Genomic DNA, 24,275 nt, shown 5'->3' with positions numbered 1-24,275 from the left:
CGTTTCCGTACGCCTGCTCCGCAAGCTAATGATACTCACAGACCTTATTCCGTCCGATTTGCGCCGAATGGAATGGTAACGATACGGACAGACCTTATTGCTGCGAAATTCGCTCCCAAATCCGCTTTTTCGACAAAATAGCGCTCCTCCGTATCGTTGGCTGCGAAAAAGCCTTCTAAAACGCCGAATAGCGCTTCCAGGTATCATTAGGGTCAGGATGAATTTCCAAGGATGGGGCGCACCGCCCATCTCCCGCAGTCCCTCGGCGGGCGGGAACGCCAAAAAGCGGAGCCGCTGCCGGCTCCGCTTTTTGGCGTCCTCACCTATCCTCCCGCTTCAGCCAACCGAGCCCGCACGCTCGCGCTGGCGCTCGATCTCGGCGATCAGCTGCGGCTCGGGCGCCTGCCAGCCCGCCGGCTTGGCGACCTTGCCCTGCTCGTTGTAGATCGGCTTGCCGTCCGGACCGAGCTTGGCCATATTGGCTCCATGCACGATCTCGAACAGCCGCTGCGGCTCCACGCCCATCTCGACGAAGGTGCCGAGCGCGAAGTACATCAGGTCGATCAGCGCGTCCGCCTGATCCTCGACTGTCTCGGCGGCAAGGAATTCAGCCAGCTCCTCGGCCATCCAGGACGCCCGCGCCAGCGCTCTGCCGCCTTCGCCGCGCAAGGAGGCGGCCTTCATTCGCCCCGCCAGCTCTTCAGTCGCCGCAGCCGCTTGGGCTACAGCGTCTCCTTCGCCCCGGGCAGCCATCGACGGCGCTGCCGCCACCGGCGCTCCGAACGCCGCATGGAACTCCTTGACTTGCTCATAGTGCTTGTTCATGCCTTTCCCAGCCCCTTAAATGAACGATTTCAACGTTGTTCATTGTACCATCCGGCGAGGCATTGGAGAATCTTGCGGCGGGATCGGGTGAAGGGGGCATGGATGTTGCGAGCGAACAGGAAGAACGACCCGCCATTCGCGCCATGAACAGTCAACGCACCGATACATTGACGCCGCTAACGGTCGTCGCCGTGCGTCCGTCGCCCGGACGTCCGAGCGGACGCTTCGACTTCCCGCTGCCGCCCACGCGAGCCGCCCCGCCGCTTCATGCGTCGAGAAGGCTCCTGTCCTGCTCCAGCCCGTTCACGATCGCCACCGCAAAGCCGTCGTAGCCTTTGCCGCCTACCGTCTGCAAGGCCGCGGCCGACAGCCGGCGATCCGCGCCCAGCTGCTCCAGGAACTTGCGGATGCCCTGCACGCGGGGATCCGTGCTCTTGCCGTCGACGACCTCCCCGCCTCGCACGATATTGTCGGCGATGATGACGGTTCCCGGACGGGACAGCCTCAGCGCCCGCTCCAGATAGACGGGATTGTTCGGCTTGTCGGCGTCGATGAAAATAAAGTCGAACGGCTCTTCCCCATCGGCAATCAGCTCGTCGAGGCTGTCCAGCGCCGCTCCTTGCCGCACCTCGACGAGCCGCTCCAGCCCGGCGCGGCGCAGGTTGCCGCGGGCGAGCTCGGCATGCTCCGCCTCCAGCTCGAGCGTAATCAGCCGTCCGTCCGCCGGCAGCGCTCCCGCCAGCCAGATCGTGCTGTAGCCGCCGAGCGTGCCGATTTCCAGCACGCGCCGCGCCCCGCTCAAACGCGCGAGCAGCTGCAGCAGCTTGCCTTGGCTGCGGGAGACGTCGATCGCCGGCAGTCCCGCCTCGCGGTTCGCCAGCAGCGCCGCGTCCAGCGCCTCGGCCTCCGGCTCGCTTCCGCACAGCCTTTCCTCCAGGTAACGGTCGACATCCTTCCAGATTCGTTTCATGCATGCCCTCTCCCTTGACTCCGAGTTGAAGCCGGCTTCATGTCTCTAGGGTATGCGAACGCAATCGATAAGTATAATATAAGATTAGAAGAGATCCATAATTGAAAGTAATGAATAAAGCAGGCTGGAATAAGCCGAAAGATGTCCTATTCCTCGCTTATGATCAAGCTCAATCCAAAAAGGAGCTGAGCCCATGGGACGCAACATCATTCTCGATCTGGCCGTGACGCTGGACGGATTCATCGAAGGCAAGCAAGGGGAGACGGACTGGTGCATCATGGACCCCGACATGGAGTTCCTGGCGTTCCTGGATCGGATCGACACGATCCTGTATGGAAGGAAAAGCTACGAGCTCTGGGGAGAGCATGCCCCGTCGGACGACGCGGCGCCGAGCGAGAAGGAGCTGTGGACGGCCGTCCACAGCAAGGAGAAGTACGTTTTTTCGACGAACCGGAACAAGGCCGCTCGCGGCGCCGTCTACATCCATGACTCCGTCGGCGAGAAGGTCGCCGAGCTCAAGCGGAAGCCGGGGAAAGACATCTGGCTGTACGGCGGAGCCGGCCTGATCGCCACGTTCATCGAGCAAGGGCTCGTGGACGAATACCGGCTGTCGGTCCATCCGGTCGCGCTCGGAGCAGGCAAGCCGCTGTTCACGGAGATGAAGCAGCGGCTGGAGCTGGAGCTGATCGAAGCGAAGACGTTCTCCTCCGGCGTCGTCCAGCTCATCTACCGCCGCCAGCCGGAGCAGTAGCCGCAAGAAAGGCCCGCCCGGGCGCGGCAGGAATCGACCGCGTGGAGTCGAATGCTACGGCGAGAGGACGGTGCGACGATGTACATCTGGCAAGGAAGCAAGGTTCGGCTGAGGCCGATCGAGCCGGAGGACTGGGAGCTTTTTCACGACAACGACCTGGATTCCGAAGGAGCGCGCGCGGCGGATGCGGTGTACTTCCCCCGCTCGGAGGAGGGCACTCGCCGCTGGGCGGAAAAGAAAGCCGAGGAGGAGCCGCAAGGCGACAACATCTCGCTCGCGGTCGAGACGCTGGAGGGCGAGCTCGTCGGCAGCCTGGACGCGCATCACTGCGAGCCGCGCGACGGCAGCTTCCGCTACGGCATCGCGCTGTTCCGACCGCATTGGCGCAGCGGCTACGCGACGGAGGCGGTGCGCCTGCTGCTCCGGTATTATTTTCACGAGCTCCGCTACGAAAAGGCGACCGCCCATGTGTACGCCTTCAACGAGGCGTCGATGCGCTTCCAGGAAGCGCTCGGCTTCCAGCTGGAGGCTCGGCTGCGCGAGCAGATCTTCACGAACGGCCGCCGGCACGACGAGCTCATCTACGGCATGCTGCGCCATGAGTTCGATGCGCGCTTCGGAGAGGCGTGAGCAAGCAAAGGGGGCTTCCATCGAATGAACCTGCACGCGCTGCGCCTGTTCCGCCATGTCGCCGATACCGGCAGCGTCACCCGCGCCTCCGAGCGGATGCGCATCAGCCAGCCGGCGATTACGTCGCAGATCCGCAAGCTCGAAGGCGAGCTCGGCGTCCGGCTGCTGGAGCCCGACGGACGCGGCATCCGGCTGACCGACGCCGGCCGGCAGGTCGACGAGCTGGCTCGGCGGCTGTTCGCCGTGGAGCAGCAGATCGAGCGGCTGGCGCACGGCTACGCTGAAGGCAGCCTGGGCCAGATCCGGCTCGCCGCCACCTATTTGCCGGCCAACTACTTGCTCCCGGCCTGGCTCGCCCGCTTCCGGCAGCGGTACGACGACGTCGAGCTGAGCGTGCGGACGACCAACTCGAGCGAGGCGATGCGGCTGCTGCTCGCCGTGGAGGTCGACCTGGCGCTGTACGGCGGCCTGCCCGAGGTCCATCCGGCGGACATCCGCTCGGAGGAGCTTTTTCGCGACGAGCTCTGGTTCGTCGTCTCTCCCGATCATCGCTACGCCGGCCGGACGGTGCCGCTGGAGCGGATGGTCGCCGAGCCGTTCGTGCAGCGCGAGCCGGGCAGCTCGACCCGCGAGCGGCTGCTGGCGCTGTGCCGGACGCACAGCGTGCCCGAGCCGACGATCTCGCTGCAGTTCAACGGCCTGCATGAGTCGATCCGCGCCGTCGCGGCCGGGTACGGGGCCAGCTTCGTCTCCTCGCTCGTCGTGCGCGACGCCGTGCGGCGAGGCGAGCTGAGCCGCGTCGAGGTCGAGGGCGTGCGGCTGCACAACAGCATCGCCCTCTGCACCCGGCGCGGCGAGCCGCTGCCTCCGGCGGCTGCCGCCTTGGCCGAGCTGATCCGCGGCAGCGGCATTCAAGGAGAAGGCGGCGAGGCGTTGCCGAACTGATGGATGCCGAAGCGCGTCACGGAGGAGCCGAGCAGCGCTTCGCGCAGCGGATGCAGGCTTGGCGTCAGGCGCAGCTCGATGCCGGAGGCGGCCAGCCTTTCCAGCAGTCCCGTCATCCGGGTCACGGAGGACGGGATTTTTTCCATGCGGGAAATGTAGTAGCCGGCAATCTCGTCGAACCGCTCGAAGCCGTCCGCCGGCAGCTCGTAGCGGTACAGCGCCGTCGTCTGGATGCGCTCCAGCCAGCCGGTCTCGACCGTCATGACCGCCGGCGCGGACGTGGCGCCGAAGAAGCGCCGCTCGTCCTCCGCCGCCATGTCCTCGCTCCTCCAGTAGACGATCCTCGGGCAGGCGCGCGGCACCCAGAACGTGAACTCGCGCTCCTCGTCGATCGCCCACACGACCGGCGGCAGCTCGGTCCGGTTCGCCTTCACCCGCGGGCGGAACGCGCCGATGCCGCTCTCCTCGCTGAAATGATAGAGCTTCATGGGCGGGGCTCCGGCTCGCCCTCGCCGTCGCTCCAGATCCGCTCCATTCCGGCGAAGCGGCCGTCCCGGAACGTCAGGCGGTACACGTCCGGCATCGACAGCGACTGCCAGGCGTCGAAGCCGAAGCTCGGATCATAATGAGCGAGCAGCGCCGCCATGATCCGGCCATGCGTGCCGAGGGCGATCGACTCGCCCGGATGCGCGCGCAGCAGGCTCGCTGCTGTTGCCGCGACGCTCCTTTGCGCCTCGCGCAGCGACTCGCCGCCCGGCAAAGCCAGCTCCGGCTGCTCGAACGAACGCCGCATCGCCTCCTGCACCTCCGCCCACGACAGCGCGGCGGACTCGTCCGCCATCGCCCGCTCCCGCAGCGGCTCCAGCTCGACGACGCCGATGCCGAGCGTCTCGGCCAGCGGCCGCACCGTCTGGAGCGCCCGTTCGTACGGACTGGAATAGACGGCCCGAATCGGCCTTGACCGCAGCCGATCCGCGACTCGCCGCGCCTCCGCCCGGCCGGCATCGGTCAAGCCGCGGCTGCGCTCCTCGCCATGGCGGTAGGCCGATTCCGCATGGCGGATGAGGTAGATGAATGTTTCCGCAGCCGGGTCCATGACCGTTTCCGCGGCCGGGTCCGCGGCCGGGGACGGATCGGGACTGGCGGTCGGCTTGAACGCGGAATCGCCCCCGATCGGCGCTTCGAGGCTCCGCTCCCATCTTTCCTCCGTCATCTCCCGACCGGACAGGAACGCCACCCGCTCCTCGACCCGCTCGAAGCCGAAGGAGGCATACAAGGATCGGGCTTGCACGAGCTCCGAATTCGTCCACAGCATGACGCTGCGATACCCCTGCTCCACGCCGAAACGAAGCGCCTCCTCCAGCAGCCGCCTTCCCTGCCCTGTGCCTCTCGCATCCGGATGAAGGAGAAAAAGGCCCAGCTGAGCGGTCGACTCGTCCGCTTTCTTGAGGCAGATCGACCCGAGATGGCGGTCTCCGGACTCCACAATCCATAACGCCTCCCGAGGATCGTCCCGGCCGACCAATCCGTTCACGCTGTCTTCGACGAACGCTCGGAACGAGTCGTCGTAGCCCCGCTCCCGTCCGTACAGCTCGGCGTGCAGCTCGACTACGGCCTGCGCATCGCCGCTTCTGTGCCTTCTCCGCCTCACGCTCGCTCCCCGCTTCCCGCCGCGCCTCGACGCAGCCATGACTCCATCCCGGCCAAGACCATGCGCAGCATGTCCAGCGACTGTCCGGCCTCGCCGGTCTCGAGCGCGTGGTCGGCTCCCTCGGGCTGCAGCAGCTCGATTCCTTCGGCCGCCTCGATGCGGCGCAGCTCTTCCGGGCCGAAGGCCGGATCGTTCGTGCCGGCTACGGCAAGTCCGCCATACTGCAGCATGAACGGGATCGTCTGGGCGAGCGGAGTGAGGAAGAGATGGCGGATTTCCTTTTCTTTGCCCTCCTCCTTCAGCGCCTCCAGCGTCAGGCCGGAGACGACGGTGCCGATGCTTTTGCCGATGAAGGCGAGGCGGTCATACCGCTCCAGCAGCGGCCGCAGCACCTCCGCGCAGTCGGCGCTCGCGGCTGCCGTCATTTCCTCGAATGATTTCGGCTCCCGGCGCGCCGCCTGGTAGCCGTATTCCAGGTTCAAGAGGTCGTAGCCCGCCTCCATCGCCGACTTCCCGGCATAATAAAGCACCGGCATGTCGCAGGAGTAGCCGCGGCCGGGAAACAGGACGGCCAACGAGCGGCTGCCTCCGCCTTCCTGCCGGACCAGGCGGCAGCGGATTTCCGTCCCGCAAGCGGACGGAGCGTGGATCCATTTCTTTTCCATGAAGATGCCCTCCTTTTCGTGGTGGTCACATGGAAGCCGGCATGGCGGCACCATCGCGGAATCATCGCTACTCCACCTTCGTTCTGGTGGAATTCGTCGGCCGCCTCCGCAGCTCCTCCTCCATCCACTCCAGCAGCACCGCCGCTCCCCGTCCGCCGGAAGCCGAGCCGTTCAGCACGAGATCGGCATGCCAGCGGGTCGGCTCGACATAGAGGTCGTGACGGTGACGGACGAGGTCGAGATACTCCCGGATGAGCTGCTCCTGGCTGTAGCGCCCGGGCTTGAACTTGGCCAGACGGCGGGCGAGCCGCTCGTCCGACGGACAGTCGACGAATACCCGCAGGTCGAATCGCTCCCGCAGCCGCTCGTCGTGAAAGGCGAGGAAGCCTTCTACGATGACGGCGTCCCTCTTCTCCAGCGCCTCGTCGAGACGGGCGGACACCGCTCCCCAGTCGACCGCCTCGGGCGTGTTGAAGTCTTCGTAGGCCGCATCGGAAAAAGGACCCTTGCCGAGCGGGCGGACCGGCTTGTAGAAGCGGTCCATTTGCAGGACCTCGAGGCTCCGGCCGGAGCCCGACAGCTGCTCCTGCAGCCAGCGGGCCAGCGTCGTCTTGCCGCTGCCGGTTCCTCCGGCGATGCCGATCGCAAGCGCTTTCACATTTTCTTTCCTCCTTCGTCCTATCGCTCGTCGTCTCCACATATGCTATACCAGCAAGTCCGCTTCCACAACTTGCCGAGAGGGGAAATGACGAATGCCGACCATCCTGCTTCAGCTCTCCTATCTGGTGCTGCTCGTCTGGGCCGTCTACAGCTTCGTCCAGGACTTGAAGATGTCCCGCAAGGATTGGCTGGTGCTGCTGCTTCATCTGGCCGTCGCGATCATCTCGCTGAACTGGCTGCTGGATTCGCTCGGGTATAAGCTCTAGCGCTGAGCCCATGCTTCGGCGGCTCGGCCGCGCCTGGAACGCCGAAAAACCGTTTCCCCGCCACTCGCGGCCGGAAACGGTTTTTTACGGTTGCGCTTGCGCTCGCGGCGGAAAAGCGATGCGCGCAGGGCGGCTCGTCCAGGGCCGTTTTCGGTCCTGATTAGGGGATTGATGCGGCATGCGGCCCAAGTCTGCAGCGTGCCTGCGGCCTGCCGCTACGGATCGAGCAGCCCGTATTTGCGCTTGGCGCGGCCAAGAATCCTCAGCCAGATGCCGGAGAACAGCATCAGGAAAAAGACGTTGCTGAGCGCATGCGCCAGGTCGAACGGAAAGCTCGCCGCATACGAGGCGGCGATCGCCGGCCAGCTCAGGTCGCCGATGAAGCCGAGCAGCCCCCACAGGTTCATGACCCAGCCGAACAGGAAGCCCCAGGCGAAGCCGAACGCCGCCCTGCCCCACGCGCTGCCCATGAGTCGGGTATGGCGCAGCAGCCCGGCGGTGAAGCCGATCATGCCCCAGCTGAACATCTGCCACGGCGTCCACGGGCCTTGGCCGAGGAACAGATTGGAGACGATCGCGGCGATCGCGCCGACGAGAAAGCCGGACTCGGCTCCGAACACGAGCGCCGCCATGATGACGATGAACGATACCGGCTGCACGCTCGGCAGCGCGACGAACGGGATGCGGCTCACCGCCGCGATCGCGCCGAGCATGGCGACGAGCAGCAGCTCCTCCGCCCGCAGCTTCCTCCGCTCGAAGCGGATGAAGAACGGCAGCATCGCCAGCGCGATCATCGCCAGGCTGAGCGGCAAATACAGCTCTCGCCGCCACATCGCCAGCCCCATGAGCGCCAGCGCGCCGAGCAGGCAGAGCGCGTAGACTCCGCCCATGCCGGAGCTGTGCAGCGACGAGCTTCTTTCCGCGGAGCGCTTAGGCATGGCCGAGATCCTTCAGCGTCAGCAGCTCCGGCAGCAGCTCTCCGGCGACGCGCCGGACCGACGTCGTGTAGTAGTAGTTGTCGCTCATGAACGCGCGCGTCGGCTGCAGTCCCGCCATGCGCCCGTCGAACAGCAGCCCGCAGCGGTCGGCATGGGCGGCGGCGAACTCGACGTCATGGCTGACCATGAGCAGCGTCGTGCCGCGCTCCCGGATGCGGCCGAGCAGACCGGCGAGACGATGCTTGGACTCGGGATCGAGCCCTTTGGTCGGCTCGTCGAGCAGCAGCAGCTCAGGCTCGCCAAGCAGCACGAGCAGCAGCGCCAGCTTCTGCTGCTGGCCGCCGCTGATGTCGTACGGATGCCGGCCGCGCAGCCCTTCCAGCTCCAGCAGCGCTTCCAGCTCCGCCAGCGGCGAGGCGGCCTCCTCCAGCCCGAGCCGGCGCAGCCGGTCCTCGAGCTGGGCGCCGACCGTATCGCGGGTGAAATAAAGCAGCGGATTTTGCGCGACGTAGCCGATGCGGCGGCGCAAGGAGGCCGCGCCGCGGGACGGCTCGCGCCCCGCCAAGGCGCTGGCGTCCGGCGAGCCGGGGCCGCGTGCAGCGTCCGCGTCGGCGCCGGCAGCCCCGCCGCTTCGCCCTGCCGGACGCGCGTCTGGCGCGGCCAGGCCGCGCTGCGGCGGCTCGCCGGAGCCTTTGCGGAGCCGCAGCAGGCTGCGCAGCGAGCTGCCGGCGGAGAGCGGCTCGCCGCCGAGCAGGATGCGGCCGCGCTGCGGCTCGAGCGCGCCGGCGATGCATTTGAGCAGCGTCGACTTGCCGGCGCCGTTGCTGCCGAACAATGCCATCCACTCGCCGCGCCGCACCTGCAGCGACAGCCGCGAGAGCACGAGCGGCTCGTCCTTGGCGTAGGCGAAGACGAGGTCGCGGCATTCCAGCAGCGGAGGCTCGTCGGGAGCAGCGGAGGCTGAGTCCCCGCTCGGGGCGGCCCCCGCCGAAGCGGCGGCGCCGGCGCGCTCGGCCGCCATCGCCGCCGGCCCGCCGCCTCGACCGCGGCCGAGCTCCGGCCCGAGGCGCTCCAGCGCATCGCGCAGCCAGGCGCGGCCCTCGCGCACGGTCAGCGGCACTCGCTCCGCCGACGGCGCCAGCGGCTCCGCGCCGAGGCAAAGCCGCGCCGCCGACGGCAGCACGCGAGCCGACTCGGCGCGGCCTTCGCGCCAGATCGCCAGCGCCGCCTCGCGCGGCGGCGCGTCGACCGCGACGCGGCCCTCGCGCAGCAGCACGACGCGACTCGCCAGCGGAAACAGATCCTCGTACCGGTGCTCGGAGATGACGACCGTCAAACCGAGCTCCTCGTTCAGCCGGGCGATCAGCCCGATGAACTCGCGCGCGGCGACGGGATCGAGCTGCGCCGTCGGCTCGTCGAGCAGCAGCACGCGCGGGCGCAGCGTCATGACCGACGCCAGGCTGAGCAGCTGCTTTTGCCCGCCCGACAGCTCGCCGACATCCCGATGCAGCCAGCTCTCGATGCCGAAAAACGGCACGAGCTCCGCCAGCCGCCGCTGGATCGCCGCCGCCGGGTAGCCGAGGTTCTCCATCGCGAACGTCAGCTCCTGCCACGCCGTGCTCATGACGATCCCGCTGTCCGGATCCTGGAACACCAGGCCGATCTCCTCGGCGGAGCGGCGCTCGTCCAGCGCCTCCAGCGGCTCGCCGGCGTAGCGGATGGCGCCCGTCCGCTCGCCCGCCGGCGCGGCCTCGCGCTTGAGCTGGCGCAGCAGCGTCGTCTTGCCCGAGCCCGACGGCCCGCAGAGCAGCACGAACTCGCCTTCCCCGATGGAAAGGCGCACGTCCTCCAGCCTCGGCTCCGCCGAGCCGGCGTAGCGGAAGCTTACATCTTCGATCTGATAAGACGCCAATGCAGCCTCTCCTTTCCGTTCATGAGGACGGGCAGCGCCAGAAAGAGCAGATAGCAGCCCAGATGCACCCAGCCGAGCGGCGTCTCCTGCAGCGGCTCGAGCCGCGGGTACGCCTCATAGGCATGGACGCCCGACGCGCGTCCGATGATGATGTTGCAGCCGAGCAGCAGCAGCACCCATAGGAACGCCCAGTCCCGGCCGTCCAGCCGCGAGACGTCGGCGCTGCTGCGCGGGCCGATGCCGTAGCCGCGGGCGCGCATCGACAGCGCGGTCTGCAGCGCCTCCTCGAGCGACCAGGCGACGAGCGCATGCAGCGTCTCCATCCCCTCGCGCAGGTAGCGGCGGCGGCCCATGCCCTCCGGCAGGTCGCCCAGCGCCCGCTGCACGGACCGGATCTCTCCGAGCCGGCGCGTCAGCAGCGGCACGAAGCGCATCGACACCGTCACCGCGAACGCCGTCTGCGGAGCGACCGGCGCGAGCAGGCGCAGCAGACGCCCGGAGTCCAGCACGAGGTTGAACGCCGTGAAGACGAGCAGCAGGCTCAGCAGCGCCGCCGCCGACAGTCCGCCGTACGCGATCGCCTCCAGCGTCACCGGACGGTCGCGCAGATAGAACAGGATCGTCTCACCGCGGCTGGAGAACAGCGGATTGGCGACGGCGGCGAGCAGCGCGATCAGCAGATACGCGGGCAGGCTCCGGCGCAGCCTGCGGCCGCCGTCCAGCGACAGGTTCAGCAGCAGCGCCGCCGCCAGCGTCGCCGCGAGCAGCACCGGGTGCCTCAGCAGCATGCAGCAGAGCAGCAGCAGCGCGAAGTAGGCGAAAGAGACGCGCGGATGCAGGCCGGCGAAGCCGAAAACCATCAGCCGCCGCCCTGCTGGGCGCTCGGCGCGCCGAGATCGTCGCCGTAGTCGAGCGTGTACCGCCACTCGATGACGTCGCCCGGCTCCACCTTCACCGCGCCGGCGCTCTTGCTCGGGAACTCGCCGCCAACGCTGTACAGCCAGCCGCTGCCCGGTCCTTCATCGAACTGGTACACGTTGCCGATGCCGCTCACGTACGCCCCCGCCCCTTCGCCGCTGTACTCCATCTGCACCTTCGCCGCGCGCGTCGCCCTCTTGAGCACGTCCAGCACGGTGTCGCCCTTCTCGACCGCGATCGCCTGCTTGGACAAGATCGCGCCCGTCTCCGCCGGGCCCGTCACGCTCAAAGACACCGTGTCCGCCCGAGACGGCTTCGCCGCCGGGCTGGCCGCAGCCGAGCCGCCGCCCGGCTTGGCGCCTGAGGGCGGCGGCGCCGTCCTCGCCGGCGCGGCGGACGGCGACGCCCCCGCCGCTGGCGGCGCTGCCGGCGAGGCGGCCGGCCGCGGAGACGTTGCCGCGCTGCCCGCAGGCGCTGGCGGCGAGGCTCCGCCGCTGCCGCCTGCCGCCGGCGTCGCGGACGGCTGCGCCGTGCCCGTGCCGCCGCCCGTCGGCGGCTCCGCCGCTCCGGCGGACGGCTGCGGCCCCGCCGAGCCGCCAGCGCCCGGCTCGGCGCTCGCCGCCGGCTGCGCGCTGCCGCCGTCCGGGCTCGCCGCCGTGCCGGCCTCGCCGCCGGCTCCCGCATCCGGCGGCTGGCGCTCCGCCGCGACCCCGCCGTCCGGCTCCGCCTGCTGCCGCTCGGCCAGCCGGCCTCCGCCGTCTCCGCTGCCGGCCGCGCCGGCATACAGCCAGGCCGTGCCGGCCACGACGAGCACGGCGGCGAGCGCGCCGAGGGCTTTGCGCTTTCGTTTCAACCACTCGCTGAAGCTGTGCATCCCATGCATCTCCCTGCCGCCGGACGCGGACGTCCGGAAAATAAAAAGCATCCTCCCGCCGCTGGCGGAAAGATGCCGAAAAAGCTGCCTCATGGCCGGCTTCGCGGATGGAAGCGGACGCGCGGCGGCCGGCATCCTCCCATCCTCGTGGGCAAGACCGGTCTTGCGCCGGCGGGCAGGTCTCCTGGCTTCGCTTCATCGCGGGACCGCCCTCCTTCCCGCTCTCCTCTCTCGGATCGCAGTGGAGCGGGCGGCCGCTCGGCGCTACAGTGGCGGGACCGCGCCGAACTCGCATCGGCTTCCCTATTAAGCTTCCGGAAGGTGGATCGGCTCCGGCAAGCGCCCGTCGGCTGATCGCTCGGCCCCGGCGCTGCCGGAGCCGCTCGCGACTCTAATCAGCCTCCATTGTAGCAGATCGCGGCCAAAAAGATAATGAAAGGATGCCGCACGCCCCAGCCCTGCCAGACGTTTTTTTTGCACATGCTTAACCTTCAGCGGCATTCATGGTTCACGGCCGAAAGGAAAACGTGACGTTCGGATTGGACGCGCTCACCGTATAGATCCGGTTCGATCCGCTTTCCCAGACGACAGCGCCCGATCCGTCCTTTTTGATCTCCTTGAACTCGATGTTCGCCCCGGCCGGCAGCTTCGCCGTGACGGTCCAGGTCGGATAGGCCGCCGCCGAGCCGGGTCCGACCGCCTTCGCGGGGTCCCAGCCGCCCAGCTCGGCGATGCTGCCGGCGATGAACACGTTCTGGCCCATGACCGTCGCGGCGTTCTGAATCGTAAATGTCACCTGCACCAGCCCCTGCTCCGGCTTCGCCGCGCTGACCGCGCCGTCCTTGATCCACGCTTCTCTCCCGGAGACGGCATAGCCCGGCTGCTGCGCCGCCGGCTGCTGAGCGCCGTTGGAGCTGAAGATGACCTTGGCCTGGCTCCAGGAAGGGAGCGCGTAGCGGTACCAGCCGTCTCCCTCGTCCGTCATCGCCGTTCCCGGCCAGGCCGGACCGGTGCGGACCGGGCTGACGCTGTCGTCATAATAATAAACGCTCGGCGTTCCCCATCCGGATGGCTTGTAGAAGTGCACGACGATGCCCGCGGCCGGCGTCGGCGTCGGCACCGGCGTGGCGCTCGGCGTCGGGCTCGGCGCCGCAGTCGGATTCGGCGTCGCGCTCGGACTCGGCGTCGCGGATGGCGCGGCCGTCGGACTCGGGCTTGGCGCCGCGTCCTGATACAGGACGGCGATCTTGCCGCCGCCGAGGGTGCCGGTGATGCGGCCGCTGGACACCGTGAAGCTGCCGCCGCCGGAAGCGCGGTTCGCATAGGTGCCGCTCGCCAGATTCGTCGGCGAGTCGATCCGGATCTCTCCGCCGAGATTGACGATGACGACGCCCTTCGCGCCCCGCTCCACCAGCATCGTCTGGCTGCCCTGCGTGCGCAGGTACTCGCCCTGGCCGGCCATCGCGTTGTGGAACTTGTTCACCGCCGCCACGTCGCCGTCGCGCCAGAGGCCGCGTCCCGGCTGGCCGAGCGGGCTGCCGAACTTGCCGCTGCCGGCCGGGCGGTCGAAGAACAGCGACGTTGTCTGCGCCCGCGCCGCGATCAGCGCCCAGCCCATCTTCAGCTGATAGTCGGTCATGCCGGTCGATTCGCCGCTGTCGTTGGCATAGGTGTCATGCGACTCGACCCACGTCACCAGCTTGGACGGGTTCACGCTGCCGGCCTGGAACGGCTGGGCGAGCGCCACGTTCGGACTGCCGCCGAAGCCGACTGCCCGCCGCACCTCATGTCCATAGCTCGAAGCCGTCAGGCTCATGTAGTCCGCATAGCCGGCAAAATTGTCCGCCCCGCCCTGCAGCACCTCGCCGTAGACGAACAGCTCCTGCCGGCTGCTCAGCGAGCCGAGCACTCGCGGCCAGAAGTTCGAGCCTCCCGGATCGCCGGGCAGCTCGATATGCTTGGCGGCATCGAAGCGGAATCCGTCCGCGCCGAGCGCCACGGCATCGTTCAGGAACGCGATCACCTTGTCCTGCAGCCCTTGGCTGCCGGTATTCAGGTCCGGCAGGCCGATGCCCCATTGCGTCACCTGCCAGCGGTCGTTCCAGTTGTCGACGCCGCGCGCCTCATGCCAATACGAGGTGTTGTTCCGGATATCCGGATCGACGTTCGTCGCCGGCGTGTACGTCAGGCTGCCGCCGCCGGCATTGCCCGTATGGTTGGCGACGACGTCGACGATGATGTCGATGCCGTACTTCTCCGCCTCCGCGCACAGCTGGCGGAACTGCTCGCGATTGCCGAGCTGGGCGTTGCCGATCGCGAAGTTCGTCGGCTGGTACAGCACCCACCACTGGCTGCCTTCCTTGAGCGGCTCCTTGTTTCCCTGGATCGGCGACGTCTGGATCGACTTGAAGCCCGCGGCCGCGATCGCCGGGAGCTGCGCCTTGATGTTGTCGAACGACCAGTTCCAGGCATGGAAAATGACGCCGTCCTTGGCGTCCGCCGGCAAGCCGTACTCCTGTGCCGCCGCAGCAGCCGTCCCGGCGGCGAGTCCAGAGGGACTTCCCGGCGCGAGCCCCGCTCCGGCGATCGTCTGGAGCAGCAGCGCTCCGGCCAGGGCGATTCCCCAGCGGGATCTAAGCTTGTTGAACATCAACCATTCTCCTTTGCATTCTGAAATGAGGCAGCGGCATGCGCCGCCTTTATTGGAAAACGCTTTCATAAAAGGAAAGCCATGCGCCTTCCCCCTTCCCGAGCCCCTCCTTCCATCCGGATTGTCGCGCTTCGAGGCTCGACGCCCCCTTTATGCAAGCGCTTGCACTTAGATGTCCCCCTCATTATGCAAACCTTTGCATAATCTGTCAAGCCGGACTAAAGTCCCTCCTTCTCCGCTTGCCGAACGCGGCCCGCAGGAGGATCGTCGTCCTGAAAAAAAAGCGTTCGACCGGCTCCGCAGAGCCGGTCGAACGCTTGCCGGGATTCGTATCGGGAGCGGGGCTCCCGCTGCGCGCCTGCCGTCGACGCCGGCGGCGCTAGCGCTGCAGCACCGCGATCGCGCCGGGCGCGAGGCTGCCGGCCAGCTTGCCGTTCGTGACGAGGAACGTGCCGCCGGCGGAAGCATGGCTGTCGTAGCTGCCGGACGGCAGCGCGGTGTCCGCCTCCACCTGGGCGGCCGATGCGCCGGCGTTGAGCAGCACGGCTCCCTTTTCCCCGCGCTCGATCAGCAGCACGTCCGGTCCGAGCGCCTGCAGCCGCTCGCCCTCGCCCACCATCGCGTTGTGGAACCGGTTCAGCGCCGCGATGTCGGGATCCCGCCACAGCTCGCCGCCCGGCTCGCCGATGCGTGCCGCGAACTTGCCTCCGCCCGCCGGGCGGTTGAAGAACAGCGGATTCGAGCCGGCGCGCGAAGCGACGATCGCCCAGCCGAGCTTCAGTTGCTCGTCGGTCATCGCGGTCGATTCCTCGCTGTCGTTGGCGTAGGTGTCATGGGATTCGACCCAGGTCACGAGCTTCGCCGGATCGACCTGGCTCGCCTTGAAGTCCTCCGCCAGCGATACGTCCGGCGTCCCGCCGAAGCCGACCGCATGGCGCACCGACTCCCCGTAGCGCGAAGCGGTCAGATGCAGGAATTCCGCATAAGACGGGTAGCGGTCCGCGCCGCCCTGCAGCACCTCGCCGTAGAGGAACAGCCTTTCCTTATCGTCCAGCGCGCCGAGCACCCGCGGCCAGAAATTCGACGGCGTCCGGTCGTCCGGCAGCTCGATATGCTTCGCCGCATCGAAGCGGAATCCGTCCGCGCCAAGGGCGACCGCATCGTTCAGGAACGCGATCACCTTGTCCTGCAGCGCCTCGTTGGCGGTGTTGAGATCCGGCAAGCCGATGCCCCACTGCGTCACCTGGCCGCGAGCGTTCCAATCGAGCACCCCCTTGGCCTCATGCCAGAAGTCCGGGTTCGCGAGCAGCTCCGGGTCGACGTTCTTGGCCGGCCGATGCGCCAGCTCGCCGCCGCCGGCGTTGCCCATATGGTTGGCGACGACGTCGACGATGATGCTGATGCCGTGCTTCTCGGCCTCCTCGCACAGCTGCTGGAACTGCTCCCGCGTCCCGAGCTGCGAGTTGCCGATGCCGAAGCCGGTCGGCTGGTACAGGATCCACCACTGGCTGCCGTTCGTCAAAGGCTCCTTGTTCGGCTGCACCGGCGATGTCTGCACCGACTTGAAGCCTGCCTCGGCAAGCTCCGGCAGCTTCTCCCGGATCGCGTCGAACGACCAGTTCCAGGCGTGGAACATGACGCCGTCCTCCGTCTTTTCCGGCAGCCCTCCGCTCGCATCCGCGTCGTCGCCGACCCTCCCGCTCATGAAGCCGGCGTAGGTGACGCTCAGCAGGACCAGCAGCAGGATGCCGCCGACTAGCGCGTAGGCCCAGCGGGGAACTTTCTTCTCTTGTTCTTGGTTTTCGTTCATTGCGGTTCGAATCGTCCCTTCTGACCCCTGTCTGAACTCTCACCTGACAGCATATCCAATTGCGCCTCCCGATGGCAAGGCGGCCGCCGCCCCGCGGCAACACTTCCGCCGCTGCCGGCAGGCGGCTAGCGGCGCGGTTGCGGCCGGCTCGCGGGGAGCCGCGCCGGAGCGGCAGCGGCACGGCGGGCGAGCCGGAGCGCCAGCGGCAGGCTTGCGGGAAGCCGCGCCGGAGCGGGTGCGGCACGGCGGGCGAGCCGGAGCGCCAGCGGCAGGCTTGCGGGGAGCCGCGCCGGAGCGGGTGCGGCACGGCGGGCCGGCGCGCCAGCGGCCGTGACTGCAGCCGTAAGCGGCTAGCGGCGATTCGTCGGCCGGCTGGTGCTGCCACGGCGCGGTTGCGCAAACGTTTTCTCATACCTTCTCATTATGCTGAGCTGGCCGCTAGTCTGTCAACCGGCGATGTGCCTCGACTTCCGCACATGGACCGTCACGGACGGATGTTGCCCCTGTCGGCGCAGCAGTCACGCTAGCTCGCTCCTTAACGGCAAAAATGGCGTTAGGAAGCTCCGCAGTCGCGCTAGCTCGCTTCTTAACGGCAAAAACGTCGTTAGGGAGCTCCGCAGTCGCGCTAGCTCGCTCCTTAACGGCAAAAATGGCGTTAGGGAGCTCCGCAGTCACGCTAGCTCGCTCCTTAGTGGTAACTTCAAGCAATCGAAGTGCCCCGACTACCGCCGTGCAATCGAAAGGAGCAGGCTCTCGATCAGGGTAACGTCCGGCAACCTACAGACATGCTTTCCTTCTAGTGCCCTATGATTCCGCGGTAGAAGATCCAAGATCGATCGCTAAAAGCGGAATCGAAACTCTCGTTTTGATTGGACGGCAACTGGAGCAGAAGATGGCTCCGAAGCTGACCTTAACGCAGGCCAAGAAGTCCTTCCGCCAAAAAAACGAACCAACGGCTCCGCCGAGGCGAAGCCGCTGGTTCTGGAGAAAAGACTGGCAGGAAGACTGGCTCATCGCGAAGCGTACGCTTGATCAGCCCCGCTCCGACAGCCGCGTCAGCAGCACGGCCGCCTCGGCTCTCGTTGCCGGCTGTTCGGCTCCGAAGCGTCCGCCGCCTCGGCCTTGAAGCAAGCCTTCGCCGGCAGCGCCATAGACGAACGGCTTCGCCCATGCCGGAATGGCCTCCTCGTCCGCAAAACGCGGCACGGACCCGTCGTCGCCCAAGGACGCCCCCGTCGTGCGGACGAGCATCGCGGCCAGCTCCTCCCTCGTGACCGGACGATGCGGCCGGAAGCTGCGATCCTCGTAGCCGGATAGGATCCCGCCTGCAAGAGCGGCGCCGATCGCATCTGAGGCCCAAGCCGGGATCGATGCCTGATCGGCGAATGTACCCGACGCCAGCGGAGCCGCTCCGCCCCGTTGCCGCTCCAGCATGACGATCCACTCGGCGCGGGTGACGGCCGCATCCGGACGGAAGCGGCCGGCTTCATCGCCGCGCACCAGTCCCAGCGCCTGCGCGCGAATGATGTCCGCCTCCGCCCAGTGGCCGACGACATCCGCGAATGGCGTGGGTGTTGGTGTTGGTGTTGGTGTTGGTGTTGGTGTTGATGTTGGTGTTGGTGTTGGTGTTGGTGTTGGTGTTGGTGTTGATGTTGGTGTTGGCGTTGATGTTGGTGTTGGTGTTGGTGTTGATGTTGGTGTTGGTGTTGGCGTTGATGTTGGTGTTGATGTTGGTGTTGATGTCTCCGTCGGTGTCGGCGTCCCCGTCGGTGTCGGCGTCCCCGTCGGTGTCGGCGTCCCCGTCGGTGTCGGCGTCCCCGTCGGCGTCGGCGTCCCCGTCGGTGTCGGCGTCGGCGTCGGCCGCTCGCCTTTGACGAGCGTGAAGGCGACGGCGGCAGCGGCGGCTCTCGCGCTTTCGTTGCCTGCCGCATCAGTCGCCGTCACGACGTAGCGGTACGCGCCCGGAGCGAGATCACCGATAGCCGCCGCCGCGACGGAGCCGTCTGCAAGGCTCGCGCCCAGCGGCACCGCAGCGCCAAGCTCGCCGGCATCGACGACCCCGTCGGCGTCGGCGTCGCTCCAGAGATAGGCGCGCATCGCCGCTCCCGGCTCGCTCGCCGCGCCGGCCGCCCCCTGCAGGCGATCCGGCGTGCCGGCATATTCATCGACCGCGGAGAAGCGCGACGCGTCGACCGCAGGCGGCGTCGTATCCGGCGCCGGCTCATCCTCCACGATCGTGACCGTCACGGCCGAGACGGCTCCGAGCGTCGCTTTGCCCGTCGGCGACTCCAGCCGCAGCCGGAACGAGCGGTCTCCTTGGTACGACGCATCATCCTTTACAAAGACGTTGTACGAAACGCTCGTCTCCCCCGCCTCGATCAGCAGCAGCTCGTCGACCGGCTGGTAGTCCCGGCCTGCCAGCGCCGTGCCGTCCTCGCTGCGCAGCCGGACCTTGAGCCTGCCCAGCCCGCTGCCGCTCCGGGTGACCGTCAGCTCGGCATGTCCGTCCGCTTCGCCGACCGTCGCTTCCGCCTCGGCAAAAGCAAGCTCGCCCTCCGCCTGGCTCAGCAGCGAGTAGATGCCCGTCCCGCTCGCCGCCGCCAGATCGGAGATGCCGTCGCCGTTGAAGTCTCCCGCCGCATAGTAGGCCAGCTGGACGGGCGCCGTCGAAAAGGCGGCCGCCGGCTCGAACGTCCCGTCTCCGCGGCCGCGATGGAAATACGATTCGATGCTGCCGCTCTGCCGGCCCGAAACGACGTCGAGCACGCCGTCGCCGTCGAAATCCGCAAGCGCAGCGCCAAGCGGCTTGTCGCCTCCTGCATAAAGGGCGCGCGGCTCGAACGTCCCGTCTCCGCGGCCGAGCAGCACGCCGATGCCGTTCGTTCCGTTGAGCGCCGCCACGAGATCCAGATGTCTGTCTCCGTTCAGATCGGCCTGGGCCAGGCCTTGCGGGGAGAGGCCAAGCGGCACGTTGTACGACGCCCCGAACCGGAGCGCTCCCGTACCGGGCAGGATCGTCAAATAATCGACGGATTCGGCATCGTTGACCAGCACGAGATCCACAAGCCCGTCCCCGTTGAAATCGCCGGCGAGCATGCCCCGATTTCTCGTTCCTGCCGGGATCGTTTCATGCAGCTTGAGCGTGCCCGCATCGTTTTCGTACATCGTGACCGAGTCTGACATGCGGTTGCCGACCGCAAGGTCGATGTCTCCGTCGCCATCCAGATCGGCAGCCGCCATGCCGAACGGATAATTCACGCCGCCGAGCGCCTCGGCGGTCCGGAAGCCGCCTGCTCCGTCCCCGTAAAGCACATGGACCGAATTGGCCTCCGAACAGGCGACCGCGGCATCGAGACGCCCGTCGCCGTCGAAGTCGGCGAGCTCGGCCATGCGCGGTCTGAATCCGACCCCGACGGAAGCCTGCTTGTCGAAAGTCCCGTCGCCGCGTCCAAGCATCACGAAGACGCGATCGGCTAGCAATTCGAGCACGAGGACGTCCTCGTTTCCGTCCCCGTTGAAATCCCCCGTCCGGATCGCGACGGAAGTTCCGTCGTCGATCTTGGACTGGACGTGGCTCAGTCCCGCCGCTTCCGCGCGTCCCGGCCCGACCGCCAGCCCCGAGCCGACCAAAGATACGCTGAGCGCGGCCGCCATGAACCGGCGCCAGCGCCATGCTGCTGCTTTCATCCTTTTTTCCTCCCCATTCAAGCTCACTGTACGCCTCTACTCTACCTATCGGCAGAAACGAGGAAAAACCTTCCCCCGAAGGAAGGAAGGCGGTGCCAGCTGAAGCATGGCTCTGCATGAAGCATGGCTCTGGATGGAGAAAGGCTGAGCCGACTCGGCCCAGCCCTTCATCAAGCGGCCCGTCAAGGCCGCCTCTCAGGCGCGGTCCGCGTAAACCGCCATCGCTTCCTTCATGAAGGCCGCAAGCCCCTCGCCGAAGCGGTCGATGTTCGCCGTAAAGCGCTCGTCGGCGACATACATCTCGCCGAGCTGGCGGAACATCTCCGGCGAGTAGGCCGTGAACCGCTGCAGGAAAGCGTACCACTCCCCGATCGCCGCCTGCGCCTCCGCCGATGCGGGCGGCTGCTCGCGCAGCGACGCCAGACGGCGATACAGCGCGTTCATCTCCTCCTGCCCCTGCTCGCCCATCGCTTTCTCGCCCGCTTCGTCCACGGCCTGGTCTCCCCAGCGCTCCCGCGCCTCCTGCTCGTACGGATTCGCCCCGAAGTCGAAGCCCTCGAACCGCTGCTTGTCGCTCATATCCATCTCTCCTTGTTCATGCCGGATCGTCCGCTCGACGTTGGCGATCAAGACGTCCAGACGCCTCCGCTTCTCCAGCAGCAGGTCGCGGTGCAGCCGCAGCGCTTCCTCCTCGCGGTAGCCGGGATCGTGCAGGATCGCCTTGATCTGCTTCAAAGGGAAGCCGAGCTCGCGGAAAAACAGAATCTGCTGCAGCGTCTTCAGGTCGCGCGGCGAGTACAGCCGGTAGCCCGATTCGGTCGCTTCCTCCGGATGAAGCAGCCCGATCTCGTCATAATGGTGCAGCGTCCGGACGCTCACCCCGGCCAGCTCCGCCGCTTCCTTCACCTTCAGCATCCGTTTTCCGCCTCCCTTCCGCTTCAGCATAAGGCCTCACGCAGCGTGAGGGTCAACCGTTTTTTTCGGGATGGAGCGCCTAGGTGTGATATAGTGGAAAAAAGCTCGTCCGCCAAAGGAGGCCATCCGTTCCCGCCATGATTCCTCATCGCATTTCCTTGCGGCCGCGTCTGCGCCGGCTGCTGCCGCTCGCCGGCCTCGCCCTGCTGCTGCTGCTTGCCGCCTGCGGGGGAGGCTCCGCTCCCGCTTCGGGCGGGGACGCCGAATCCGGCTCCTCGGCCGGCCACGCCGATCACGCCGATCATGCCGACCACGCCTCCGGCGACCTGCGCGAGGAGACCGCTTCGGCCGACACGCTGCCGAATTTCCTCGACGCCCAGCCGGAGCAGATCCGCATCGTCTACGCCGCTTCCGCCAAAGCCGCCGAGCTGCTCTCGACGATGCCGTGCTACTGCGGCTGCATGGAGAGCGTCGGGCACAAGAGCAACCTGAACTGCTTCATCCATGAGATGCGCGAGGACGGCTCCGTCATCTGGGACGACCACGGCACGCGCTGCGGCGTCTGCCTGCAGATCGCCGCCGAGTCGATCTCGATGATGGCCGAAGGCAAGTCGCCGGAGGAGATCCGCCAGACGATCGAGGACATGTACGCCGCCTGACGGTCGAGAGAGGCGCGTCCGGCCCGACGAGGAGCCGGGCGCCCCGCCAGGCGCGGTCTGCCTTGAAGCGCCAACGGCCTGCACAGCCTTGACCGAGGCTCTGGCCTGCACGGTCCTGACCGAGGCTCTCCTGATCGTGAAAATCAAGCCGCCGCTCCCGCCTGCGAAGCCAGCCCGAGCCCCCGCCTTGCGCGCGGAGCTCGGGCTGTTCGGCTTGGCGCTCGAAGGACAGGATCGCGCCCGCTACCCCTCCAGCCAGCGGACGATGCGCTCGATTGGCAGCGCCTCGACGCGGCGGCCCTCCTGCCCGGTCATGCCGATGCCCGCGCACAAGGAATTCCAGATCGCCTCCTCGGTCGCCTCCGCCGCCGCGCGGAAGGCGTCCGCGAGCGTCGGGCCGTCCTCCCGCAGCGAGCGGCGAGCCGGCGCGAGCTCGTCCGGCTCATGGGCGACGCGCTCCGCCGTGCTGAAGGCGACGACGATGTCGCCGCTGCCGTGATCGGCCGCCGAGCCCGTGCGGGCGAGCCCGAACGCGGCCCGCTTGGCGAGCCGCTTCAGCTGACGGGCGTCGAGCGGCAGATCCGTCGCCAGCACGATGATGATCGAGCCGTCCTCGGAGCGCTCGGGCTGTGGCTGGGGCTGGGACAGCGGGAAGGAGCCGCTGCCGCCTTCTCCCGCTCCTTCGCCCCCCTGCTCCATGCCGGCAAGCGGCCGGCTCGCGTCCTTGCGCGCCGCGGCTGCCTGCTCCTCCAGCCAGCGCCCGACCGGGCGGCCGAGCAGCGTCAGATCGGCGCGCCGGCCGAAGTTGCTCAGCACGAGCGCCCCGACCGTGCCGCTGCCCTGCTCCGTCCGCACGAGCCGGGACGAGCTGCCGATGCCGCCTTTATAGCCGAAGCAGACCATGCCGGTGCCGGCTCCGACCGCGCCTTCCTCGGGAGGCACGCCCTCCGCCGAGCCGCGGGCGAGCCGGACCGCGCGCTCGGCATGCTCCGGCCGCACATGCAGGCCGCGCATGTCGTTCAGATAGCGGTCGTTGCACTCCGCCGCCACGATGTTGATCGAGCCGGCTTCTCCGCCGACGCCCTCGTCCTGCTCCATCATGGCGCGCAGCCCGCCCTCGAGCGCGGCGCCGACGCCGAACGTATTCGTCAGCAGGATCGGCGCCTCCAGCGTGCCGAGCTCCTCGATCTGCACGAGCCCCGCCGTCTTGCCGAAGCCGTTCACGACGTAGGCGGCAGCGGGCACCTTTTCGCGAAACGGATTGCCGCCATGCGGCAGGATCGCCGTCACGCCGGTGCGCACCGCATGCCCCGGCTCGTCCCGGATCAGCGTCACATGCGCCGTCCGCACGCCAGGCACATCCGTGATGGCGTTGACGGGACCGGGCGGCAGTCCTCCGATCCGCACGCCATGTTCGCGCAGCCGCTTCCTTTCACGGGCCTTTTCCATCGTCGATCTCTCCCTCCCCGCCGAAGCGCACGCAGGCAAGCCGGCTACGACATACGCAGTCCCCGCCATGCTCTTGCCCTCGCCTGCCGCTGTCGGCTGTTCCGATTCCAGTGTAGCCTTCCGGCTGCCGGTTGAAAAGCAGGGATGGCGTCCCCGCCTGCAAAAGAAAAGACATCTGTCCCGGGGAGTCCCGGAACAGATGTCGCGCTTCACGTCCCGGCGGCCGCTCAGAGCGCCTTCGGGATCAGATTGATGTGGTCGAGGTCCGTGCCTTTGACGTCGTTGAAGATGAAGTCGAGCTGATAGTTGCCGCGCACGTAGCTGAGCTTCTTCTGCTTCTTGCCGCCCGACGTGAACACGGTGGAAGCCTGCGGCATGAACCACTGCTGGACGAGCAGGTCGCGCGTCATGCCGCCGATGTTCGTCTGGCGCTCGACGTTCGTGCCGAAGTAGCGCATCTCGGCGACGACGTTGTCGCGGTCGTAGCGGAGCGCGTAGCCGGGATGGCCCATCTCGGCGTGATAGAAGTCGAACCCTCCGGCCGTCTTGCGCGGCTCCGGCGCCTCGCCGAGCTGGTCGATGACCTGCTGGCGGGTCGTCACGCCGACCGTGAAGCCGTTGAAGTTCGGGAACTGGCCCTCGAGCGCCGGCTTGTACATCGCCATCAGCTTCTCCATCGCCATTTTCTGATCCGAGGCCGACGCCGCTGCGGCCGGCTTGGCTGCCGCATGGGCCGCCTCCTGCGGCAGCGAGGCTCCGAATCCGGCGACGACGGCCGCCGCCAGCACCGAGAGGGCGGCTTTTTTAACGTTTGCTTTCATGGTGAACGCCTCCTTTTGGTTCTATTACCCATCCGCAGGATGTTTGGCCCGCTTCGGGGTAAATATTTTAGATATAAATAATTAACGATGCATAGATCCAGACGGAGCGCGCGGCGGAAAGGTTGCAGAGCCTCGGCTCGGCCAGGGAGTAGAGAGTTCCTTCAATCGCGGGAATCCGGCGCTTCGGCTCGGCCAGGGAGCCGAGAGTTCCTTGAATCGCAAGAATACGGGGCTTCGGCTCGGACAGGGAGCCGGGAGTGCCTTCAATCGCGGGAATCC

General features: G+C 67.5%; 22 protein-coding genes and 1 riboswitch. Of the genes, 5 read left to right on the top strand and 17 right to left on the bottom strand.

The window, feature by feature from the left end:
* Positions 1 to 336: 336 nt before the first annotated feature.
* Both H582_RS0111575 and H582_RS27115 read right to left on the bottom strand, forming a co-directional pair.
* Positions 337 to 825 (bottom strand): pyrophosphohydrolase domain-containing protein, encoded by a 489-nt coding sequence (locus tag H582_RS0111575; RefSeq protein ID WP_028598664.1) that lies wholly within the window; start codon positions 823 to 825, stop codon positions 337 to 339.
* 265 nt (positions 826 to 1,090) lie between these two features.
* Entirely contained in the window at positions 1,091 to 1,795 is a 705-nt protein-coding gene (locus H582_RS27115; protein ID WP_043111212.1) for an O-methyltransferase, read from the bottom strand.
* Between the two features lie 193 nt (positions 1,796 to 1,988).
* On the opposite strand from H582_RS27115, the gene H582_RS0111565 reads away from it, so the two are divergent.
* The 3 genes from H582_RS0111565 to H582_RS0111555 all read left to right on the top strand — a co-directional run bounded on the left by H582_RS0111565 (position 1,989) and on the right by H582_RS0111555 (position 4,121).
* A complete protein-coding gene (locus H582_RS0111565) occupies positions 1,989 to 2,546 on the top strand; it encodes a dihydrofolate reductase family protein (protein ID WP_028598663.1) in 558 nt (185 codons plus the stop codon).
* A 78-nt stretch (positions 2,547 to 2,624) separates the two neighbouring features.
* The gene (locus H582_RS0111560) at positions 2,625 to 3,176 is read left to right on the top strand and encodes a GNAT family N-acetyltransferase (protein WP_028598662.1); all 552 of its coding nucleotides are present in this window, start codon (positions 2,625 to 2,627) and stop codon (positions 3,174 to 3,176) included.
* Positions 3,177 to 3,200: 24 nt separating this feature from the next.
* On the top strand, positions 3,201 to 4,121 hold the full coding sequence (locus H582_RS0111555) for a LysR family transcriptional regulator (RefSeq protein ID WP_028598661.1): 921 nt from the start codon (positions 3,201 to 3,203) through the stop codon (positions 4,119 to 4,121).
* Here the strand turns inward: H582_RS0111555 and H582_RS0111550 are convergent.
* From H582_RS0111550 to H582_RS27110, 4 genes are all read right to left on the bottom strand, one after another.
* Entirely contained in the window at positions 4,088 to 4,609 is a 522-nt protein-coding gene (locus H582_RS0111550; RefSeq protein WP_028598660.1) for a DUF6886 family protein, read from the bottom strand. The two genes, H582_RS0111555 and H582_RS0111550, sit on opposite strands and share 34 nt — an antisense overlap.
* Positions 4,606 to 5,772 carry a GNAT family N-acetyltransferase gene (locus tag H582_RS30025; protein WP_164820186.1) on the bottom strand — a complete coding sequence of 389 codons (1,167 nt, stop codon included), beginning with the start codon at positions 5,770 to 5,772 and terminating at the stop codon, positions 4,606 to 4,608. The genes H582_RS0111550 and H582_RS30025 overlap by 4 nt, the downstream gene beginning before the upstream one ends.
* Positions 5,769 to 6,437 carry a type 1 periplasmic-binding domain-containing protein gene (locus tag H582_RS0111540; protein WP_028598658.1) on the bottom strand — a complete coding sequence of 223 codons (669 nt, stop codon included), beginning with the start codon at positions 6,435 to 6,437 and terminating at the stop codon, positions 5,769 to 5,771. Before H582_RS0111540 ends, H582_RS30025 begins: the two co-directional genes overlap by 4 nt.
* A gap of 67 nt (positions 6,438 to 6,504) precedes the next feature.
* Positions 6,505 to 7,095, bottom strand: coding sequence for a uridine kinase family protein (locus tag H582_RS27110; protein WP_052333161.1), 591 nt, complete (start codon positions 7,093 to 7,095; stop codon positions 6,505 to 6,507).
* 94 nt (positions 7,096 to 7,189) lie between these two features.
* Between H582_RS27110 and H582_RS31860 the strand changes: the two genes are divergently transcribed.
* On the top strand, positions 7,190 to 7,363 hold the full coding sequence (locus H582_RS31860; RefSeq protein ID WP_153784348.1) for a hypothetical protein: 174 nt from the start codon (positions 7,190 to 7,192) through the stop codon (positions 7,361 to 7,363).
* 215 nt (positions 7,364 to 7,578) lie between these two features.
* Here H582_RS31860 and H582_RS0111525 read toward each other — a convergent pair whose 3' ends face one another.
* The 8 genes from H582_RS0111525 to H582_RS0111485 all read right to left on the bottom strand — a co-directional run bounded on the left by H582_RS0111525 (position 7,579) and on the right by H582_RS0111485 (position 21,067).
* Positions 7,579 to 8,208: an ECF transporter S component gene (locus tag H582_RS0111525; RefSeq protein ID WP_028598657.1), complete on the bottom strand. Its 630-nt coding sequence runs from the start codon at positions 8,206 to 8,208 to the stop codon at positions 7,579 to 7,581.
* A gap of 85 nt (positions 8,209 to 8,293) precedes the next feature.
* Positions 8,294 to 10,213, bottom strand: coding sequence for an ABC transporter ATP-binding protein (locus H582_RS27105; protein WP_043111211.1), 1,920 nt, complete (start codon positions 10,211 to 10,213; stop codon positions 8,294 to 8,296).
* Positions 10,186 to 11,073, bottom strand: a complete 888-nt coding sequence (locus H582_RS0111515; protein ID WP_028598656.1) for a CbiQ family ECF transporter T component — start codon at positions 11,071 to 11,073, stop codon at positions 10,186 to 10,188. The genes H582_RS27105 and H582_RS0111515 overlap by 28 nt, the downstream gene beginning before the upstream one ends.
* A complete protein-coding gene (locus tag H582_RS27100) occupies positions 11,073 to 12,005 on the bottom strand; it encodes a DUF4430 domain-containing protein (protein ID WP_156876706.1) in 933 nt (310 codons plus the stop codon). The genes H582_RS0111515 and H582_RS27100 overlap by 1 nt, the downstream gene beginning before the upstream one ends.
* Before the next feature lie 157 nt (positions 12,006 to 12,162).
* Positions 12,163 to 12,367: riboswitch (cobalamin riboswitch) on the bottom strand.
* Between the two features lie 146 nt (positions 12,368 to 12,513).
* Positions 12,514 to 14,655, bottom strand: a complete 2,142-nt coding sequence (locus H582_RS30020; RefSeq protein WP_052333159.1) for a carbohydrate-binding module family 20 domain-containing protein — start codon at positions 14,653 to 14,655, stop codon at positions 12,514 to 12,516.
* Between the two features lie 379 nt (positions 14,656 to 15,034).
* Positions 15,035 to 16,465, bottom strand: a complete 1,431-nt coding sequence (locus H582_RS27090) for an alpha-amylase family glycosyl hydrolase (protein WP_052333158.1) — start codon at positions 16,463 to 16,465, stop codon at positions 15,035 to 15,037.
* A gap of 1,032 nt (positions 16,466 to 17,497) precedes the next feature.
* Positions 17,498 to 20,152 (bottom strand): FG-GAP-like repeat-containing protein, encoded by a 2,655-nt coding sequence (locus tag H582_RS30015; protein ID WP_052333157.1) that lies wholly within the window; start codon positions 20,150 to 20,152, stop codon positions 17,498 to 17,500.
* A 195-nt stretch (positions 20,153 to 20,347) separates the two neighbouring features.
* Positions 20,348 to 21,067: a MerR family transcriptional regulator gene (locus H582_RS0111485; protein ID WP_043111210.1), complete on the bottom strand. Its 720-nt coding sequence runs from the start codon at positions 21,065 to 21,067 to the stop codon at positions 20,348 to 20,350.
* Between the two features lie 137 nt (positions 21,068 to 21,204).
* Between H582_RS0111485 and H582_RS27080 the strand changes: the two genes are divergently transcribed.
* On the top strand, positions 21,205 to 21,726 hold the full coding sequence (locus H582_RS27080; RefSeq protein WP_052333156.1) for a PCYCGC motif-containing (lipo)protein: 522 nt from the start codon (positions 21,205 to 21,207) through the stop codon (positions 21,724 to 21,726).
* A gap of 243 nt (positions 21,727 to 21,969) precedes the next feature.
* Here H582_RS27080 and H582_RS0111475 read toward each other — a convergent pair whose 3' ends face one another.
* The 3 genes from H582_RS0111475 to H582_RS32380 all read right to left on the bottom strand — a co-directional run.
* Positions 21,970 to 23,175: a DmpA family aminopeptidase gene (locus tag H582_RS0111475; RefSeq protein WP_028598653.1), complete on the bottom strand. Its 1,206-nt coding sequence runs from the start codon at positions 23,173 to 23,175 to the stop codon at positions 21,970 to 21,972.
* A gap of 227 nt (positions 23,176 to 23,402) precedes the next feature.
* Positions 23,403 to 23,996: a YjgB family protein gene (locus tag H582_RS0111470; protein WP_028598652.1), complete on the bottom strand. Its 594-nt coding sequence runs from the start codon at positions 23,994 to 23,996 to the stop codon at positions 23,403 to 23,405.
* Between the two features lie 67 nt (positions 23,997 to 24,063).
* A partial coding sequence (locus H582_RS32380; protein ID WP_169452403.1) for a hypothetical protein occupies positions 24,064 to 24,275 on the bottom strand: 212 nt, incomplete at its 5' end.

This window comes from Paenibacillus pasadenensis DSM 19293 (assembly GCF_000422485.1).
Lineage (GTDB): Bacteria > Bacillota > Bacilli > Paenibacillales > Paenibacillaceae > Paenibacillus_O > Paenibacillus_O pasadenensis.
This window is presented reverse-complemented; position numbering and strand designations above follow the sequence as displayed.

Excerpts from the sequence above, each read along its gene's own strand:
- H582_RS27090 (WP_052333158.1), bottom strand. The coding sequence starts at position 16,465 with ATGAACGAAAACCAAGAACAAGAGAAGAAAGTTCCCCGCTGGGCCTAC.
- H582_RS0111515 (WP_028598656.1), bottom strand. The coding sequence starts at position 11,073 with ATGGTTTTCGGCTTCGCCGGCCTGCATCCGCGCGTCTCTTTCGCCTAC.
- H582_RS0111550 (WP_028598660.1), bottom strand. The coding sequence starts at position 4,609 with ATGAAGCTCTATCATTTCAGCGAGGAGAGCGGCATCGGCGCGTTCCGC.
- H582_RS0111565 (WP_028598663.1), top strand. The coding sequence starts at position 1,989 with ATGGGACGCAACATCATTCTCGATCTGGCCGTGACGCTGGACGGATTC.
- H582_RS0111525 (WP_028598657.1), bottom strand. The coding sequence starts at position 8,208 with ATGGGGCTGGCGATGTGGCGGCGAGAGCTGTATTTGCCGCTCAGCCTG.
- H582_RS0111485 (WP_043111210.1), bottom strand. The coding sequence starts at position 21,067 with ATGCTGAAGGTGAAGGAAGCGGCGGAGCTGGCCGGGGTGAGCGTCCGG.
- H582_RS0111470 (WP_028598652.1), bottom strand. The coding sequence starts at position 23,996 with ATGAAAGCAAACGTTAAAAAAGCCGCCCTCTCGGTGCTGGCGGCGGCC.
- H582_RS27100 (WP_156876706.1), bottom strand. The coding sequence starts at position 12,005 with ATGCACAGCTTCAGCGAGTGGTTGAAACGAAAGCGCAAAGCCCTCGGC.
- H582_RS27080 (WP_052333156.1), top strand. The coding sequence starts at position 21,205 with ATGATTCCTCATCGCATTTCCTTGCGGCCGCGTCTGCGCCGGCTGCTG.
- H582_RS0111540 (WP_028598658.1), bottom strand. The coding sequence starts at position 6,437 with ATGGAAAAGAAATGGATCCACGCTCCGTCCGCTTGCGGGACGGAAATC.
- H582_RS0111475 (WP_028598653.1), bottom strand. The coding sequence starts at position 23,175 with ATGGAAAAGGCCCGTGAAAGGAAGCGGCTGCGCGAACATGGCGTGCGG.
- H582_RS0111560 (WP_028598662.1), top strand. The coding sequence starts at position 2,625 with ATGTACATCTGGCAAGGAAGCAAGGTTCGGCTGAGGCCGATCGAGCCG.
- H582_RS31860 (WP_153784348.1), top strand. The coding sequence starts at position 7,190 with ATGCCGACCATCCTGCTTCAGCTCTCCTATCTGGTGCTGCTCGTCTGG.
- H582_RS27115 (WP_043111212.1), bottom strand. The coding sequence starts at position 1,795 with ATGAAACGAATCTGGAAGGATGTCGACCGTTACCTGGAGGAAAGGCTG.
- H582_RS0111555 (WP_028598661.1), top strand. The coding sequence starts at position 3,201 with ATGAACCTGCACGCGCTGCGCCTGTTCCGCCATGTCGCCGATACCGGC.
- H582_RS30020 (WP_052333159.1), bottom strand. The coding sequence starts at position 14,655 with ATGTTCAACAAGCTTAGATCCCGCTGGGGAATCGCCCTGGCCGGAGCG.
- H582_RS0111575 (WP_028598664.1), bottom strand. The coding sequence starts at position 825 with ATGAACAAGCACTATGAGCAAGTCAAGGAGTTCCATGCGGCGTTCGGA.
- H582_RS30015 (WP_052333157.1), bottom strand. The coding sequence starts at position 20,152 with ATGAAAGCAGCAGCATGGCGCTGGCGCCGGTTCATGGCGGCCGCGCTC.